A 14,297-nucleotide genomic window follows, 5' to 3' on the forward strand; every position below is an offset into this window, starting at 1 on the left:
TGCGGATCGCTGGCGGCATAAGGCTGGCCATTATTATCGGTGCCGGTGACCTGTAAATGGATGGCTTTAACTTTGGCGATCAGACGTTGCGCCTCCGCGCTGGGGCCAAACGTGGTGACGGAAATAAACTGGCTGGTGCGGCGCAGGCGGCCCAGCATATCCTCACGGAAGTTGGAATGATCCCACACGCCCGCCAAGGCCAACGGGTGCAGCATCTGCAACAGCAGCGCACTGACGCCGCCGCACAGCATGGAGGTGAAGTCACCATGCACCTGCCAGGTGACCGACTGCGGGCCAAACAGCCCCGGATCGCCCGCCGGATTTTCAAAATCAATCCCGCCTAGTGCTAGCCCAGTCAGGCTAAGCACCTGTTTCTCTATCGCTGCGCGTATCACTTCCATCCCCCTGTCCACGACCTATGGCGCAGTTTATCATAGTGAGTGAGGGGCTGAGTCTGCTCAACTCGCTATGTGGATAGCTGAAATGACAATAGATTGAGAATTTCGATGATAACGATAAGAACACGCGTGGCTGCGGATAACGCGCAGCTAGTAGAAATCTGGCAGCGTTCGGTGCGCGCCACCCATCATTTCCTGACCGAGGAGGATATTGCGCGCCTTTATCCGCTGATCCTTAACGACTATCTCCCGGCGGTAAACGTCTGGGTCGCCGAAGATGCCGTGGGGCAGCTAGGCGGCTTTATCGGCCTGGACGGCAACAAAGTGGAAATGCTGTTTATTGATGCCGATCGGCGTGGCGAAGGTATTGGCAAGGCCCTGTTGACCAAGGTTGAGCCTATGCATAGCGAACTGCTACTGGACGTCAACGAGCAGAACCCGCAGGCATTGGCGTTTTATCAGCATTACGGTTTTGTGGTGACGGGCCGCAGCGAGCTGGATGGCCAAGGCAAGCCTTTCCCATTACTGCATATGATGCGGACAGCGCGGTAAAAACGGGCCCCTTTCCCGCAATGAGAGAGGGGCTGTCTAGCGGCAGATCAAACTTTGTTGCCAACCTGGCTCAAACGCGGCCACACCATCATGGTGGTATCCAGCAGCCGCAGCAGATCCTCACGGCTAACCCCTTCACGCGCCTGGGCGGACATGCCGGCAATAATGCAAATAATGTACTTCGCCAATAACCCGGTATCCGTTTGCGCCAGCAACTCCCCCTGTTGTACCTTGCGGTCAAAGCAGGCTTTCAGGCTGGTTTCCTGCGCAAAATGCTTGTTGCGCAGCATCTCGGCCAGATCGTTGGAAGCGTCGGAAAAGGCAGCGTTGGCACAAACCATAAAACAGCCGGTAGGGTTTTCCGGATCGGTGAACACCTCCGCCGAGGTGCGCAGATAGGCTTCTACGATGTCGGCGATCGGTAACTCCTGAGCCAGCAGGCGGTTGTAACATTCCACGTAGCGGCTCAGATAGCGCTCAACAGCGGCACGAAACAACCCCTCTTTGTTACCAAACTCCGCATACAGCGTAGGCGCTTTAGCCCCGGTCGCTTCCACCAGATCGGCCAGCGAGGTGGATTCATAGCCATGACGCCAGAACAGCTCAAGCGCCTGCTCAACGGCCTGATCGCGATCAAACTGCTTCGGCCTGCCGCGTGATTTCTTCGCGCATGCTTCTTCATTATTGATACTCATAGACCCTCACTTTCCCGGCGGCCCAACTGGGGCGCAATAATTAAATTATCGAACGGTACAAAAAATAGTACGCCGCCGATGATAAGCGAGCAACTTTTAATTAGCGCTCGGTAAGCAATGCGGCCAATGGTGCCCCCTGCCGGGCAGAAAACAGCGTTCAATTCAGGTTGCGTCTTGCTGCAAGGTAGGTAAATGTCGTCATGATTTTCAATATAACCCTTAAATAACAACTGATTATATTAAAAACAAGCTATACAGCCCCCTACCCGGCAGCCCACGGCTTGAGCGGAATAGCACGAATTAATTAACGATCACTAAAAAAACATTTGCAATCGCTCGGGCAGGAGCCTAACATTAAGTTATCGACCGTTAAGTAATTAAACGGGATAACAGATAAACTTTTACTGCTCATGAAGAGATAAGAAACCACTATGAAAAACCTGAAAATGACCCTCGCAGCCATCGCACTCGCTTCTGTATCTTTCGGTAGTTTCGCCGCAGAATTGGTCAACAGCCAACCGGCCGAACAGCAAAAATCCGGGGTTATCTCCGTGAGTGGTGCTTCTGACCTGACCTCGCTGGAAAACAGACTGGCAGCCAAAGCGGAAGCCGCTGGCGCTAAATCCTTCCAGATCATCGCGACAACCGGCAGCAACAAACTGCACGGCACCGCGATCATCTATAATTAATCGTTAAACGATTTTATGCAAAGAGGTGGCCCTGGTGCCGCCTTTTGCTTTTGCTCGTCAGCCAAACCAGCCCAATAGCCGGAACCATAGATAATCCAATGGCACCAGCAGCCCAAAGGTTAACAGGGCCAGCAGCAGGCACAGTTTCAGTCCTTCACGCGGCGGAACTTTCCCCATCCCCATAGCCACCACAATCGGTGATGCCTGATACGGCAGCAACGGCGTGGCATAGCCAATCACCTGCGTCATCAATACCGTGGTTAGCGGCAAGCCGCTCCCCTCAGACAGAACCTGCGCCAATGGTGTAAACAGCGCGGGTACGCCATTGGCCGTTACGACAAAATTCAGCAATGTCGTAATACCGATCAACAGGCCAAAAGCCGTAAATGGCCGATCCTGGGTTTGCGGTATGACGTTCAGCAACGCACTGCCTAACCAATCCCCCAACCCGGAGTGGCTCACCAAAGCCGTCAACCCAAGGATCCCGGCTACATAGAGACAGGTGCGAATGTTGACACCGGCAGCGAACTGATCCCCCGTCAGAAAACCTATACGTGGCAACAAACAAACGCAGGCGGCAGCCAGCCCTACCCAGGCGGGAGCGATGCCATGCCAGCTATCGGTGATCCACAATAGCACCGTGATCAGCAACAGCGCGATCAACCGCCATTCCGCCACGCTAAGGGCGCCCTGCTCGGCGATTTTTTCCACCGGCTGTGGTTTGGCACGGAACAGCCAGCAGATGCATAACGTCAGCAACGCGCCTTTTGCCAGCCCCAGGATCGGCGCATGCAGCAGCAGATAAGCCAGATAAGTGAAGTGAATGCCATAGGCGCTTTCTGCCGCCCCGCTCATCACCAGATTAGGTACGTTGGCAGGCAGAATGCTGGCCGAAAGTTGGAAGGTACCAAACCCTACCGCCAACGCCAGGCCATAGCGGCCACGCGATCCTTCTGCCAACCCGGCACGTTCGGCTAACGCCATGATGATCGGCATCAGCAAAGTAATACGCCCCATATTCGACGGCATGACAAAGGCCAGCGCATAGCTGATGGCCACCACACCGCCTACCAGCCGTGGCCAGGAACCGGCCATTAGCGGCAGAATGCGGTTGGCCAGCCGATCGGCCAGCCCGGTAGAACGAATGGCCGTGCCCAGCACAAAGCCGCTCAATACCAGCCAGAATGCCGATGAGGCAAACCCGGAAAACACCACTGCCGTCGGCGCTAGCTGTAACACCATCACCGCAGCAAAAAACAGCAGCGCAACCAGATACTCCGGCAAACGCGACGTTGCCCATAAGGCGATCACCACCAAAGTCACCAGCGCGGAAACGCCCATCGGGTAATCCATCAACCTTACTCCCTGTCATCGTTAGTATTTTGTTATCAACTGGTTATATCTTCACATAACAGCAACGCCCGAACGGTGAAACGGCTCACAGTTCACGGGCGGCGGGTAAATCAGCCATACTCTCCCCGCGCCAAGAGGCTACTCTGCTTACAGGCTAACGCCACCTATTTTCCCTTTTGCCAAAAGTGGCCCATGCTTAGAGGGGTCGAGCATTTGGCACACGTTTACTGACGAACCGGGGTACTGATTGATGACGAAAAAGACCACGCTGTTACAGTTTTTCCATTGGTATTACCCGGATGGCGGCAAGCTATGGCAAGAGGTGGCCGAACGTGCCCCCGCCCTGGCCGAGCTGGGCGTGACCGATCTATGGCTGCCACCGGCCTATAAAGGGGCTTCTGGTGGCTATTCGGTGGGGTATGACAGCTACGATCTGTTCGATCTGGGGGAGTTTGATCAAAAAGGCACCCGCGCCACCAAATATGGCGACAAAGAAGCGTTGATACAGGCCGTTAATCGCCTGCGCGAACACCAAATCCGGGTGATCTATGACGTGGTGTTCAACCACAAGATCGGCGCCGATGAAAAAGAGCAGGTGCACGTCTATAAGGTAGATGAAGATAACCGTAACGATATCGCAGAGGTTGGCATTGACGCGCTGGCCTACACTCGCTTTACCTTCCCTGGGCGGCAAGGAACCTATTCCAAATTTATCTGGGACTACACCTGCTTTAGCGGCGTCGATTATATCGAGCAACCGGATGACAAAGGCATCTTCAAGATTGCCAATGACTATGGCGAAGAGGGTTGGAACGATCAGGTTGACGACGAAAACGGCAATTTTGACTATTTGATGGGCGCCAACGTGGAGTTCCGTAACCAGGCCGTCGTCGAGGAGCTGAAATACTGGGCACGCTGGTTGATGGAAATCCTGCCTTGTGACGGGTTCCGGCTGGATGCCACCAAACATATCCCGGCCTGGTTCTTTAAAGACTGGGCAGATCACGTGCGCGATGCAGCACAGCGCGATCTGTTTATCGTGGCCGAATACTGGTCACACGATCTGGCGGCATTACAACAGTATTTAGCCTTGGTCGATGGTAAGGTGATGCTGTTCGACGTGCCGCTACAGCTGAAATTCCATCTGGCGTCGAAACAGGGCGATAGTTACGATATGTCGCAGTTGTTTACCGATACGCTGGTCGCCGTCGATCCTGCCCATGCGGTAACCCTGGTGGCAAACCATGACACTCAGCCGTTGCAATCGCTCGAAGCACCGGTCGAACCCTGGTTCAAACCGCTGGCCTACGCCCTGATCCTGTTGCGTGAGCAAGGCGTTCCTTGCCTGTTTTATCCGGATCTGTACGGTGCCAGTTATCGCGATCAAGGCGATGACGGCCAGGAATACCAGATTGAAATGCCGGTGATTGCCGAACTGGAGAAGCTGATCCAGGCGCGTCAACGCTTTGCCAACGGCGAGCAGCACGACTATTTTGACGACCCGCACTGCATCGCCTTCAGCCGCAGTGGCACTGCCGAACAGCCGGGTTGCGTGGTGGTAATGACCAACGGGGCAGAAAGCAGTAAAACCGTCGCGCTGGGCGAAAATTTTGCGCATAAATCCTGGCGTGACTTCCTCGGCAACCGCGAGGACGATATCATGACGGATGAGCACGGCAGCGCAGCCTTCCCGGTCAACGGCGGTAGCGTTAGCGTCTGGGTCATGACCGAAGCAGAGTAAGGTCCGCCGGGGAGGCAATGTACCACCCCGGCGGCAACACCCATTTTTGCCTTTTTGGTCTATTTTTTCAGCAAGACCATAAGCAGATATTCACAGCGGAGCCTAAATAGGGTACAAGGCTGCATGAAAATTCCAAAACGACTCCAGCCATTGGTAGATGATGGTTTAATCGACGACGTCATCCGCCGTTTGAAAAGTGGCAAAGAAGCCGACGTATTTATCGTGCGTTGCGGTAAAGAGATCCGCTGCGCCAAAGTGTACAAAGAAGCCGATAAACGCAACTTCAAGCAGGCCGTGAACTACCAGGAAGGCCGCAAGGTGCGTAATAGCCGTGACGCTCGCGCCATGAGTAAAGGCTCCAAATTTGGCCGCCAACAGCAGGAAGAGGCCTGGCAGAATACCGAAGTGGACGCGCTATACCTGCTGGCCAAGGCTGGCGTGCGTGTGCCACAGCCGGATATCTGCCTGGACGGCGTATTGCTGATGGAACTGATCACCGATGAAGAAGGGCTGGTAGCCCCGCGCCTGAGCGATGTCACGTTAACGCCGGAACAGGCGTTGAACGATCACGCCTTGATGATGAACTATGCGGTGCGCATGCTCTGTGTTGGGCTGGTTCACGGCGATCTGTCAGAGTTCAACGTGCTGATGGATAAAGACGGGCCGGTGATTATCGATTTGCCGCAGGTGGTGGATGCCGCCGCCAACAACCACGCCAAAAGCATGTTTGAACGCGATATCAACAATATGACCCACTACTACGGCCAGTATGCGCCGCAGCTGCTGGGCACCAAGTATGCCAAAGAGATTTGGGCGCTGTACCAGGAGGGTAACCTGACGCCGGAGACGGAGTTGACCGGTAAGTTTGTTGAAACCAGCAAGCGGGCCGACGTTGACTCGGTGCTGGAGGAGATCCAGGCGGCCAGTGATGAACATCAGCGGCAACTGATGGCTCGTAACGAAGAAGAAGATTGATATTCAGCATCAAAATGACCCCCTCACCCACAGGGTGAGGGGCCTCAAAGCCAACGCCTTACTTGACGGCAAAACACATCGTAGTCTTGCCCAAAGTTGGTACGTAAAAACGCCTCTTCACGCGGGATCTGCACGCGATCCAGATAGGCAAAAAACAGCCCCCACCCTAACCAGACGCCGACACCTCCCAGCAATAGTCCCCAAGCCGCCAACAGCAGGATCTGCCCCAGATACACCGGATTACGGCTGAAACGGAAAACTCCGTTGACCAGCAACGCGCTGACCCGCTGAAATTTTTGTGGATGCAGCGTGGTGCCAGCCCGGTGAAAAGCATAACTGGCACTAAACATGATTATCAAGGAAGCCACCGCCAATACACCAGCGGCCAAGAGAATAAGCCAGTTATCTTGCCAGGCCCCCTCGGCTAGCCAGCGGGTTGCCGCCATCCCCGCAGCACAAACTGCCATCACCACCGGCGGCAAAATCATCCGCTCTAACCACGTTGTCATTTTCCTGTTCCCTCTCGACCACACAATACGATTTACGCTATAACAAGATCCCCCCGTCATGATGCCAGAGAAGAAACGATGAGCAATCAAGCCCCACAATTCTGGCGCGATGAACGCCTACCGTTCGTTGAGGCCCGCGCCGTCGAAGATGGCCGCAAGCTCTGTTATGCGCGGCACAGCCATGAGTTCTTCTGTATTGGCACCATCACCGCTGGAACCAGCACCTATATTAACGGCGACCAGCACCTCCAGGTTAAAACCGGTGACGTGGTGATCATCAACCCGCAGCAGACGCACGGCTGCAACCCCATTGGCGACCAGCGTTGGGCCTACACCATGTTTTATATCGACCAGCACTGGTTGGCAACGCTACAGCAGGATCCTAGCGGCGGCTTTGTGCCGTTCAAGCAGATTATCAGCCAGGATAAGGCGCTGTTTAGCGGCCTGAATCAGCTGTATGGGGTACTGACCGATCCACTCTGTTGCCATCTGGAAAAGCAGATTGCCCTGGTGGATTACTTCAGCAATCTGCCGCAGTTACTCGGCGAATCTCCGGTTCCACAGCAGGATATGACCCCTAAATTGGAAATGGCTGCGGCGTTTATCCGTACTCATTGCACCCAGTCGCTGACGTTGGAGGCGATCTGCCAAGCTTCGGCGCTCTCCCCCTCTTACCTGATCCGCGCATTCAAGAAGCGCTACGGCATGACACCGCATGCCTACCTGGTCAATCAGCGCGTTCAGCACGGCCAGCGGCTACTGAAACAGGGCTTCTCCATTGCCGCCGCCGCCAACGAAAGCGGCTTTGCAGATCAGGCGCACTTTCAGCGCACCTTCAAACAGTTGCTGGCAGCCACCCCCGGCCAGTATCAGATCCCCTCAGCCAGCAAGTAACAGGCGCTGAACACCAGTAACAGCGCCATCATGCGGTTAAAACGCCGCAGGTTGTGCTCCCGCTGCAACAGGCTGCTCAGCATCGCCCCAGCATAGGCCCAACAGGCTATCGACAGGTAGCAAATCACAAAGTAGAGCCCAGCAAATTGCCACAGCAGCCGCATTTCCCCATCAGCGACAAAGGCTCCCATACTGGCAACCGAAGCCAGCCAAGCCTTGGGATTCAACCATTGCAACAGGGCACCATACCAGTAAGAGGGGGTTTGCTGCCGATTGCCCTGGCTCAGTTTCCCGTCATCCGCTGCAAGCTGATAGGCCATATAAAGCAGAAAGGCCACGCCGCCCCAGAGGATCACGGTGGTCAGTCCCGGCCATAAAGTAAGCACTTCATGCATTCCCAAGCCAACCGACACCAGTAATAACGTGAAACCCAAGGTCGCACCGGTCACATGCCGCAGGCTGGTCGTAAAGCCAAACTGCGCTCCACAGCTAAGTGCCACGATGTTTACCGGACCGGGAGTAATCGAGGAGGCCAGCGCAAAAGCGGCCATAGAGAGGTAAAGTGTCATAGTCAGCACCTGTAGAAGAGGATTACAGGTGCCAGCGTGCCGGGTTACAGCAGGGGAGTATTGAACGAAATTACCCTACCTCGTCCTTAGAGGCATCAAAGTCTGTAGGGTGGGAACAATAAGCCACCCCCGAAAGGGTGGCAAGTGGCAGGAACTAACAGGGGGACGATTACTTAAACCAACCAAACACGGTGTTGATCAGCAGCGATGAAATGGTGAAGTCCGGGTCGGCAAAGGTCACGCCATTGGCACCCAGGCCCGCGAACAGATGCAGTGTCAGCGCCGGGAACACGCACAACAGTAGGCCGTTGATGGTACTGGCAATGATAGCCCCACGGAACCCGCCGGTCGCATTACCAAATATCGCCGCCGCGCCGCCGGTAATAAAGCTGGCCATAATGCCGGGCACGATAATCGGCAAACCGATAAACGGGAAAATCAGAATACAGACCAGCTCGACCAAGAAACTGACCAGGAAGCCGATCAGGGTGGCATTAGGCGCCTTGGTAAACAACACCATCACATCCACTGCCGGCACAGCTCCTGGGGCAAACACTTTGGCAAATCCTTTGAACGCGGGCACGATCTCTGCGGTAAACATGTTGACGCCAGCCTTGGCCATATACAGTCCACAGGCAAAAATCGCCGACTGTTCGAGTACAAAGATCAGTACGTTTTTATCCGCAGCCCCGGCACCATAAACCATGGCCATAGCGTCCTTAACCTGCGGCTGTGTGGCGAAGATACTGGAGATGACCAGCAGGATTAACATGGTTAACAGCGTGGCGACGTTAGGCTCACGGATAAAGTCAAACTTATTGCTGATCACCACGTGTTCGGTATCGTGCTTTTTATTACCGAACCATTTCCCCATATAAGAACCGATAATATAGGAGGAGATCGCCGCATGGGAAATGGCGTAATCGTTAGAACCGATAATATCCCGGCTGAACTTGCTCAAGATATACGGGGATATCGCCATATAACAACCAATGAAGATTGAGGCGATAGTCACGATAGCGAAATGGCTGTAGCCCAGTTCTGCCAACACCGCCGTCAACGCAAAGGCCATAAACAGCACCAGGTGCAGGGAAAGATAGATATTTTTAAAGCGGGTAAAACGCGCCAGCAAAATATTCAGCACCATTGAGAACAGCAGGATCACCGCGGCTGTCGCCCCCAGTTTATCGATGGTCGCCGCCATGATAGCTTCGTTGCTCGGCACCACACCAACAATATTAAATGCGTTAGAAAACAGTGAGCTGAATGCGGTTAGCACCTTCATCAAAATGCTGCCACCCACCTTGATCATGGTGAAACCGATGAAGGAGAGTAAGGTCCCGGTGATAATCCTTGAAATCGGTGCTCGTTGAAAAATCAGCCCCAGGAAGGCGACGATCGCAATGATAACCGATGGTGTTTTTACCAAACTCAGCAATATGTCCACAATATCCCTCATTATTTACACAATTTTTCAGGAAGGACGAATGTCTTGTTACCCAATAGATCCCAAGCCGCAGTTTGCGAGGACAAAACACACCCTGGCCTACGGTGCTTTAGCTTGAAAGGTGAAGGGAGCAATGAGCCTTCGATGGGCACAGTGATACCATGCGGGCTTTTTTTTTTACTGCCGGCACATGATTGATTCGAGATCTTAATCACGAAAAGTGAAACATTGTTTTATTTTTGTAAAACACCTTTTCATTTTTAGTTTTTGCCGATGAGAAGCCTTGTGACAGATTTGGCCATGTCGCGTCTAACTGGCCATCAGGTCAGCGGTTTAGCCGTTCAGAGTATAAGCTTATGCGAAAATGTCTTTTTCCCTCCACCACCCCGCAAACCCGCGCCAACACTTGATCCAGAAGATTATTCCCCTGTGGAAACAGTGTAACCACCACAGATGGATTTATTCGCCGCGCATCGCTGCGTAAATTGTGATCCCGATCACTCGTACAGCTGGCGTACGACGTGCACATTCACCTGAGATGAGTGCTACTATGCTGAATAATAAAGATAAACCTGCATCATCACCGTGGTTGGCGATCTTCTCGCTGACGGTCGCCTGTTTTGTCATGGTCACCACCGAGTTCCTGCCTATCGGGCTACTCACCAACATCGCCCCTTCCCTGGATGTCAGCACCGGTAAAGCCGGCCTGATGGTCACCATCCCCGGCGTGGTTGCCGCCGTGGCCGCACCCGTTCTAAGCCTGCTCTCTGGGCGACTCGATCGGCGGTTGCTGATGCTGGGCCTGTCCACACTGCTGATTATTTCCAACCTGGTTTCCGCGCTGGCGGTGAACTTCCCTATGATGCTGCTTGGCCGTGTACTGCTGGGCGTCTGCGTCGGGGGATTCTGGTCTTTCGCCGCCAACTATGGCCGCCACCTGGTGCCGGTTGCCAGCCAGGGCCGGGCGACCGCACTGATCCTGAGCGGCATCTCGGTCGGTGCTGTCTGTGGCGTGCCTGCCGGGGCATTGATCGGCGATCTGTTCGGCTGGCGTGCGGCCTTCTTTGGCAGCTCAGTGTTGGCGGGTATCGTGTTGTTGGCACAAATGCGCCTGCTGACGTCGGTGCCGCCAAGCCGCGCGGTGACAGCGAGCGATCTGCTGTTGCCGCTGCGTCTGCCAATGGCGCGCATTGGGCTAATCGCCATCGTGTTGCTGTTTGTCGGCCATTTTGCCGCCTATACCTACCTGCGCCCACTGTTGCAGCAAGTGTTTGTCCTCAGCCCTTCGGCGATTTCGTTGCAACTCCTTGCCTATGGCGCTATCGGCCTGCTTGGCACTTTCCTGGGTGAGCGGTTAGCGGAACATAGCCTGCGCGCCACCTTTATCCTGATCACCGCCATGCTGGCCAGTATCCTGATTGTTTCCCCCTTCCTCAGCGGGATCCCTGGAGCCACCCTGATGGTGTTGGTCTGGGGGTTGGCATTTGGCGCGGTGCCGGTCTGTGCTACCAACTGGATGTTTGCCGCCGTTCCCCAGGCACCGGAGGCCGGGCAAGCATTATTGGTGAGCGTGATCCAGATTGCTCTGGCCTCGGGCGCATTGCTCGGCGGGGAAGTAGTTGATTGGCAAGGCGTCAGTAGCGCAATGCTGTTCGGTGGGGCCCTGATCCTTTCCGCCATGCTGGTGTTTGGCTGGTCATTACGTAGCGGCATGATTAGCGTTAAGCAGCCATAATCATTATTCCCCTGGAGAAACATGCCCCGGAAAATTGCCGGGGCACATTATTGAGAGCGTTATGGATCACCATCTGCTAGCTATTCGCGTGTTTAATCGCGTGGTGGAAACCGGCGGCTTTACCCGCGCCGCTGATTCGCTGCGTATGCCAAAAGCCACCGTCACCAAACTGATCCAGAGCCTGGAAAACCACCTGCAAACCAAGCTGTTCCAACGCACCACCCGCAGCGTTTCGGTCACTTCAGAGGGCGAATGCTATTACCGCCGCACGGTAAAATGGCTGGCGGAGTTGGAGCAGATGGAAGGCTGCATGACCGAATCACAATCCGCACCACAGGGCGTATTACGCATTGATGCCGGAGGTTCCACCGCACGGCTGGTGCTGTTACCTGCACTACCTGAGTTTATCGCCCGCTATCCGCAGATTCAGATCGATCTCGGGGTGGGCGATCGCAACATCGATTTAATCAACGACAGCGCAGACTGCGTGATCCGCAGCGGCCCTTTAGCCGATTCCAGCCTGATCGCCCGGCGGTTGTTTGCCTTGCAATGGGTGACCTGCGCAACGCCAGCCTACATAGCTCGCCACGGCACTCCACAACACCCTTGCGATCTGGAGCAGGGATACCCGTTGGCGCACTATCGCCACGCGTTGAACGATCGCATTCAGCCGCTGCAATTTATCGATCAGGGAAAAACCATCGATATCCAGCACCGCTACCAGGTTAGTGTTAATGAAAGCAACGCCCACCTTGCCTCCGGGTTGGCGGACCTGGGTATCATTCAAACGCCACGTTTTATGGCACAGCCGCATCTGGACAACGGCGAACTGATCAGCCTGTTGGATAACTGGCAACCGCCGGATGAACAGATGTATGTGGTTTACCCTTCAAACCGCCATCTCAGTGCCAAACTGCGGGTCTTTATCGAGTGGGCAGTAGAGCGATTCCACTAGCTTGCCTACGTGTGGTTTGTGGTAATATTGAGCGCAATATTATTCTGTTCCTGTAGGTGCCCACATGGCATACATTCCAAAAAACTACGCGAGACTGGAAACCGGTTACCGCGAAAAAGCACTGAAAATCTTCCCGTGGGTCTGCGGGCGCTGTTCACGCGAATTTGTTTACTCCAACCTGCGTGAACTGACGGTGCATCACATCGATCATGACCACAGCAACAACCCGGAAGACGGTAGCAACTGGGAGATGCTGTGCCTGTACTGCCACGATCATGAACACTCAAAATACACCGAAGCCGATCAGTATGGCTCTACGGTGGTCGCCGGTGAAGATGCACAGAAAGACGTAGGGTTAGCCACACATAACCCCTTCGCCAATCTGAAAAATATGATGAAAAAGTAACGTTATTCCCCCAAGCGGAACCGCACCTTGCATGCGGTTCCGCCAAACTCCTACCTTAATCACTTCACAAAATACCACTCTGTTAAGCTATTAACTTAGTTAAATCCATCGCCTATTGCAGCCCTTTCCCTTGGCCAAAGGATTATCAAGCTAGTAAGTTACTAAACAAATAAACCCACAAGTTAAGACTCCCCCCCCTTGGCAAGCCGCTGCCAATGGGGCATATTGTCTTCATACGCACTTGTTAACTCATTTAATTACCAACCTAGCAAGCGCATTAACTTATTAAGTTAACTAATTGATAAGTTATCCGCTTGGCAACTTGAGAGATGGCAACATGATTGTTTTGATTGGTTCGCAGAAAGGCGGCGTCGGCAAATCGACCATGGCGGTAAACATCGCCGGATACCTGATCCTCCAGCAGAAAAAGACGGCCATTATCGTCGATGCGGACGACCAGAAATCCATCATGACCTGGTTCAACGACCGCCAGAATGTTGAAGGGCTTCCACAGATCCCGGTGGTGGCCGCCTCAGGCAAGATCAAAGAAACCCTGCTGGAACTGAATCGTCACTACGATTATGTGATTGTTGATACCGCTGGCCGCGACAGCGCAGAATTACGCTCCGGGCTGCTGGCCGCCGATCTGTTTATCTCACCGTTGCGCCCTTCGCAGATGGACCTGGATACTATCGGCTACCTGTCCGAAATGTTCTCCACCGCCCAAGAATACAATGAAAAGGTAAAAGGCCACATTGTGCTCAACCTGTGCCCAACCAACATCTTCATTAATGAAGCCAACGAAGCGGCCGAAGTGTTAAGCGAATACCCGGAACTGAAGTTGGTGAACAACCGCCTGTGCGATCGCAAAATTTATCGTGATGCCTGGGGTGAAGCGCTAACCGTACATGAAGCGCGCAACGAAAAGGCCCAGCACGAAATCGAAAGCCTGGTAACAGAGGTGATCCTGTGAAAAAACGTACGCCAACCCACCGCATGTCGGAAGATGAATTTATCAACAGCGCCACTTCGCATACGTTGATTGTTCCTGCGCCTGCCGCTGTTGCCGAAAAGCCCCAGGGCCGTAAGCGCGTTTATAAAGCACTGTCCGTCAGCCTGACGGATAACCACGTGGAGATGATCGACGAAGTGATCGGTCATGCGGCACGTAATGGCATCGCGCGCATCACCCGTTCCGATGTGATCAAGTTGGCCATCGATAGTTTGGCCGATAAGAGCGAGGCGCAGTTGCTGGCCTTGCTAAAGAAGATCTGAATAACTCAACAACTTGCCAGCTTAACAAGTTAACAAGTTAAAAAACCAGTAAGCTGGCAAGCTTATTAAACAAGTTACCAAGCTGTCACGTTATTAAGCTAACA

Annotated in this window: 16 protein-coding genes; 10 read left to right on the top strand and 6 right to left on the bottom strand. The window is 54.0% G+C overall.

The window, feature by feature from the left end:
• Window positions 1–401: oxygenase MpaB family protein (locus tag ACLQ7H_RS22040; protein ID WP_411754502.1), on the bottom strand; the 401-nt coding region annotated here is incomplete at its 3' end.
• Window positions 402–506: 105 nt separating this feature from the next.
• On the opposite strand from ACLQ7H_RS22040, the gene ACLQ7H_RS22045 reads away from it, so the two are divergent.
• Complete coding sequence (locus tag ACLQ7H_RS22045; protein WP_411754503.1) at window positions 507–950, top strand: acetyltransferase; 444 nt, start codon at window positions 507–509, stop codon at window positions 948–950.
• A gap of 47 nt (window positions 951–997) precedes the next feature.
• Here the strand turns inward: ACLQ7H_RS22045 and ACLQ7H_RS22050 are convergent, their stop codons facing one another.
• A complete protein-coding gene (locus tag ACLQ7H_RS22050) occupies window positions 998–1,645 on the bottom strand; it encodes a TetR/AcrR family transcriptional regulator (RefSeq protein WP_411754504.1) in 648 nt (215 codons plus the stop codon).
• 431 nt (window positions 1,646–2,076) lie between these two features.
• Between ACLQ7H_RS22050 and bhsA the strand changes: the two genes are divergently transcribed.
• Entirely contained in the window at window positions 2,077–2,334 is a 258-nt protein-coding gene (bhsA, locus tag ACLQ7H_RS22055; protein WP_411754505.1) for a multiple stress resistance protein BhsA, read from the top strand.
• Window positions 2,335–2,391: 57 nt separating this feature from the next.
• Here bhsA and ACLQ7H_RS22060 read toward each other — a convergent pair whose 3' ends face one another.
• Window positions 2,392–3,687 (bottom strand): SLC13 family permease, encoded by a 1,296-nt coding sequence (locus ACLQ7H_RS22060; protein WP_411754506.1) that lies wholly within the window; start codon window positions 3,685–3,687, stop codon window positions 2,392–2,394.
• Window positions 3,688–3,937: 250 nt separating this feature from the next.
• On the opposite strand from ACLQ7H_RS22060, the gene amyA reads away from it, so the two are divergent.
• Entirely contained in the window at window positions 3,938–5,428 is a 1,491-nt protein-coding gene (gene amyA / locus ACLQ7H_RS22065; protein WP_411754507.1) for an alpha-amylase, read from the top strand.
• A 123-nt stretch (window positions 5,429–5,551) separates the two neighbouring features.
• Entirely contained in the window at window positions 5,552–6,403 is an 852-nt protein-coding gene (locus ACLQ7H_RS22070; RefSeq protein ID WP_411754508.1) for a PA4780 family RIO1-like protein kinase, read from the top strand.
• A 44-nt stretch (window positions 6,404–6,447) separates the two neighbouring features.
• On the opposite strand, the gene ACLQ7H_RS22075 is transcribed toward ACLQ7H_RS22070, so the two are convergent.
• Entirely contained in the window at window positions 6,448–6,912 is a 465-nt protein-coding gene (locus tag ACLQ7H_RS22075) for a methyltransferase family protein (protein ID WP_411754509.1), read from the bottom strand.
• A 78-nt stretch (window positions 6,913–6,990) separates the two neighbouring features.
• On the opposite strand from ACLQ7H_RS22075, the gene ACLQ7H_RS22080 reads away from it, so the two are divergent.
• On the top strand, window positions 6,991–7,806 hold the full coding sequence (locus ACLQ7H_RS22080) for an AraC family transcriptional regulator (RefSeq protein WP_411754510.1): 816 nt from the start codon (window positions 6,991–6,993) through the stop codon (window positions 7,804–7,806).
• Here ACLQ7H_RS22080 and ACLQ7H_RS22085 read toward each other — a convergent pair.
• Complete coding sequence (locus tag ACLQ7H_RS22085; protein WP_411754511.1) at window positions 7,782–8,375, bottom strand: LysE family translocator; 594 nt, start codon at window positions 8,373–8,375, stop codon at window positions 7,782–7,784. The genes ACLQ7H_RS22080 and ACLQ7H_RS22085 overlap by 25 nt on opposite strands.
• Window positions 8,376–8,544: 169 nt before the next feature.
• Entirely contained in the window at window positions 8,545–9,822 is a 1,278-nt protein-coding gene (locus ACLQ7H_RS22090) for a PTS ascorbate transporter subunit IIC (protein WP_411754512.1), read from the bottom strand.
• Between the two features lie 550 nt (window positions 9,823–10,372).
• On the opposite strand from ACLQ7H_RS22090, the gene ACLQ7H_RS22095 reads away from it, so the two are divergent.
• The 5 genes from ACLQ7H_RS22095 to ACLQ7H_RS22115 all read left to right on the top strand — a co-directional run bounded on the left by ACLQ7H_RS22095 (window position 10,373) and on the right by ACLQ7H_RS22115 (window position 14,193).
• Window positions 10,373–11,557 (top strand): MFS transporter, encoded by a 1,185-nt coding sequence (locus ACLQ7H_RS22095; protein WP_411754513.1) that lies wholly within the window; start codon window positions 10,373–10,375, stop codon window positions 11,555–11,557.
• A gap of 61 nt (window positions 11,558–11,618) precedes the next feature.
• The gene (locus tag ACLQ7H_RS22100) at window positions 11,619–12,512 is read left to right on the top strand and encodes a LysR family transcriptional regulator (RefSeq protein ID WP_411754514.1); all 894 of its coding nucleotides are present in this window, start codon (window positions 11,619–11,621) and stop codon (window positions 12,510–12,512) included.
• Between the two features lie 64 nt (window positions 12,513–12,576).
• Entirely contained in the window at window positions 12,577–12,918 is a 342-nt protein-coding gene (yajD, locus tag ACLQ7H_RS22105) for an HNH nuclease YajD (protein ID WP_021180444.1), read from the top strand.
• Between the two features lie 337 nt (window positions 12,919–13,255).
• Complete coding sequence (locus ACLQ7H_RS22110; protein ID WP_411754515.1) at window positions 13,256–13,891, top strand: division plane positioning ATPase MipZ; 636 nt, start codon at window positions 13,256–13,258, stop codon at window positions 13,889–13,891.
• Window positions 13,888–14,193, top strand: a complete 306-nt coding sequence (locus tag ACLQ7H_RS22115) for a hypothetical protein (protein WP_411754516.1) — start codon at window positions 13,888–13,890, stop codon at window positions 14,191–14,193. The genes ACLQ7H_RS22110 and ACLQ7H_RS22115 overlap by 4 nt, the downstream gene beginning before the upstream one ends.
• Window positions 14,194–14,297: the final 104 nt, after the last annotated feature.

The sequence above is a fragment of the Serratia sp. (in: enterobacteria) genome, from assembly GCF_046715635.1.
Classification (GTDB): Bacteria; Pseudomonadota; Gammaproteobacteria; order Enterobacterales; family Enterobacteriaceae; genus Chania.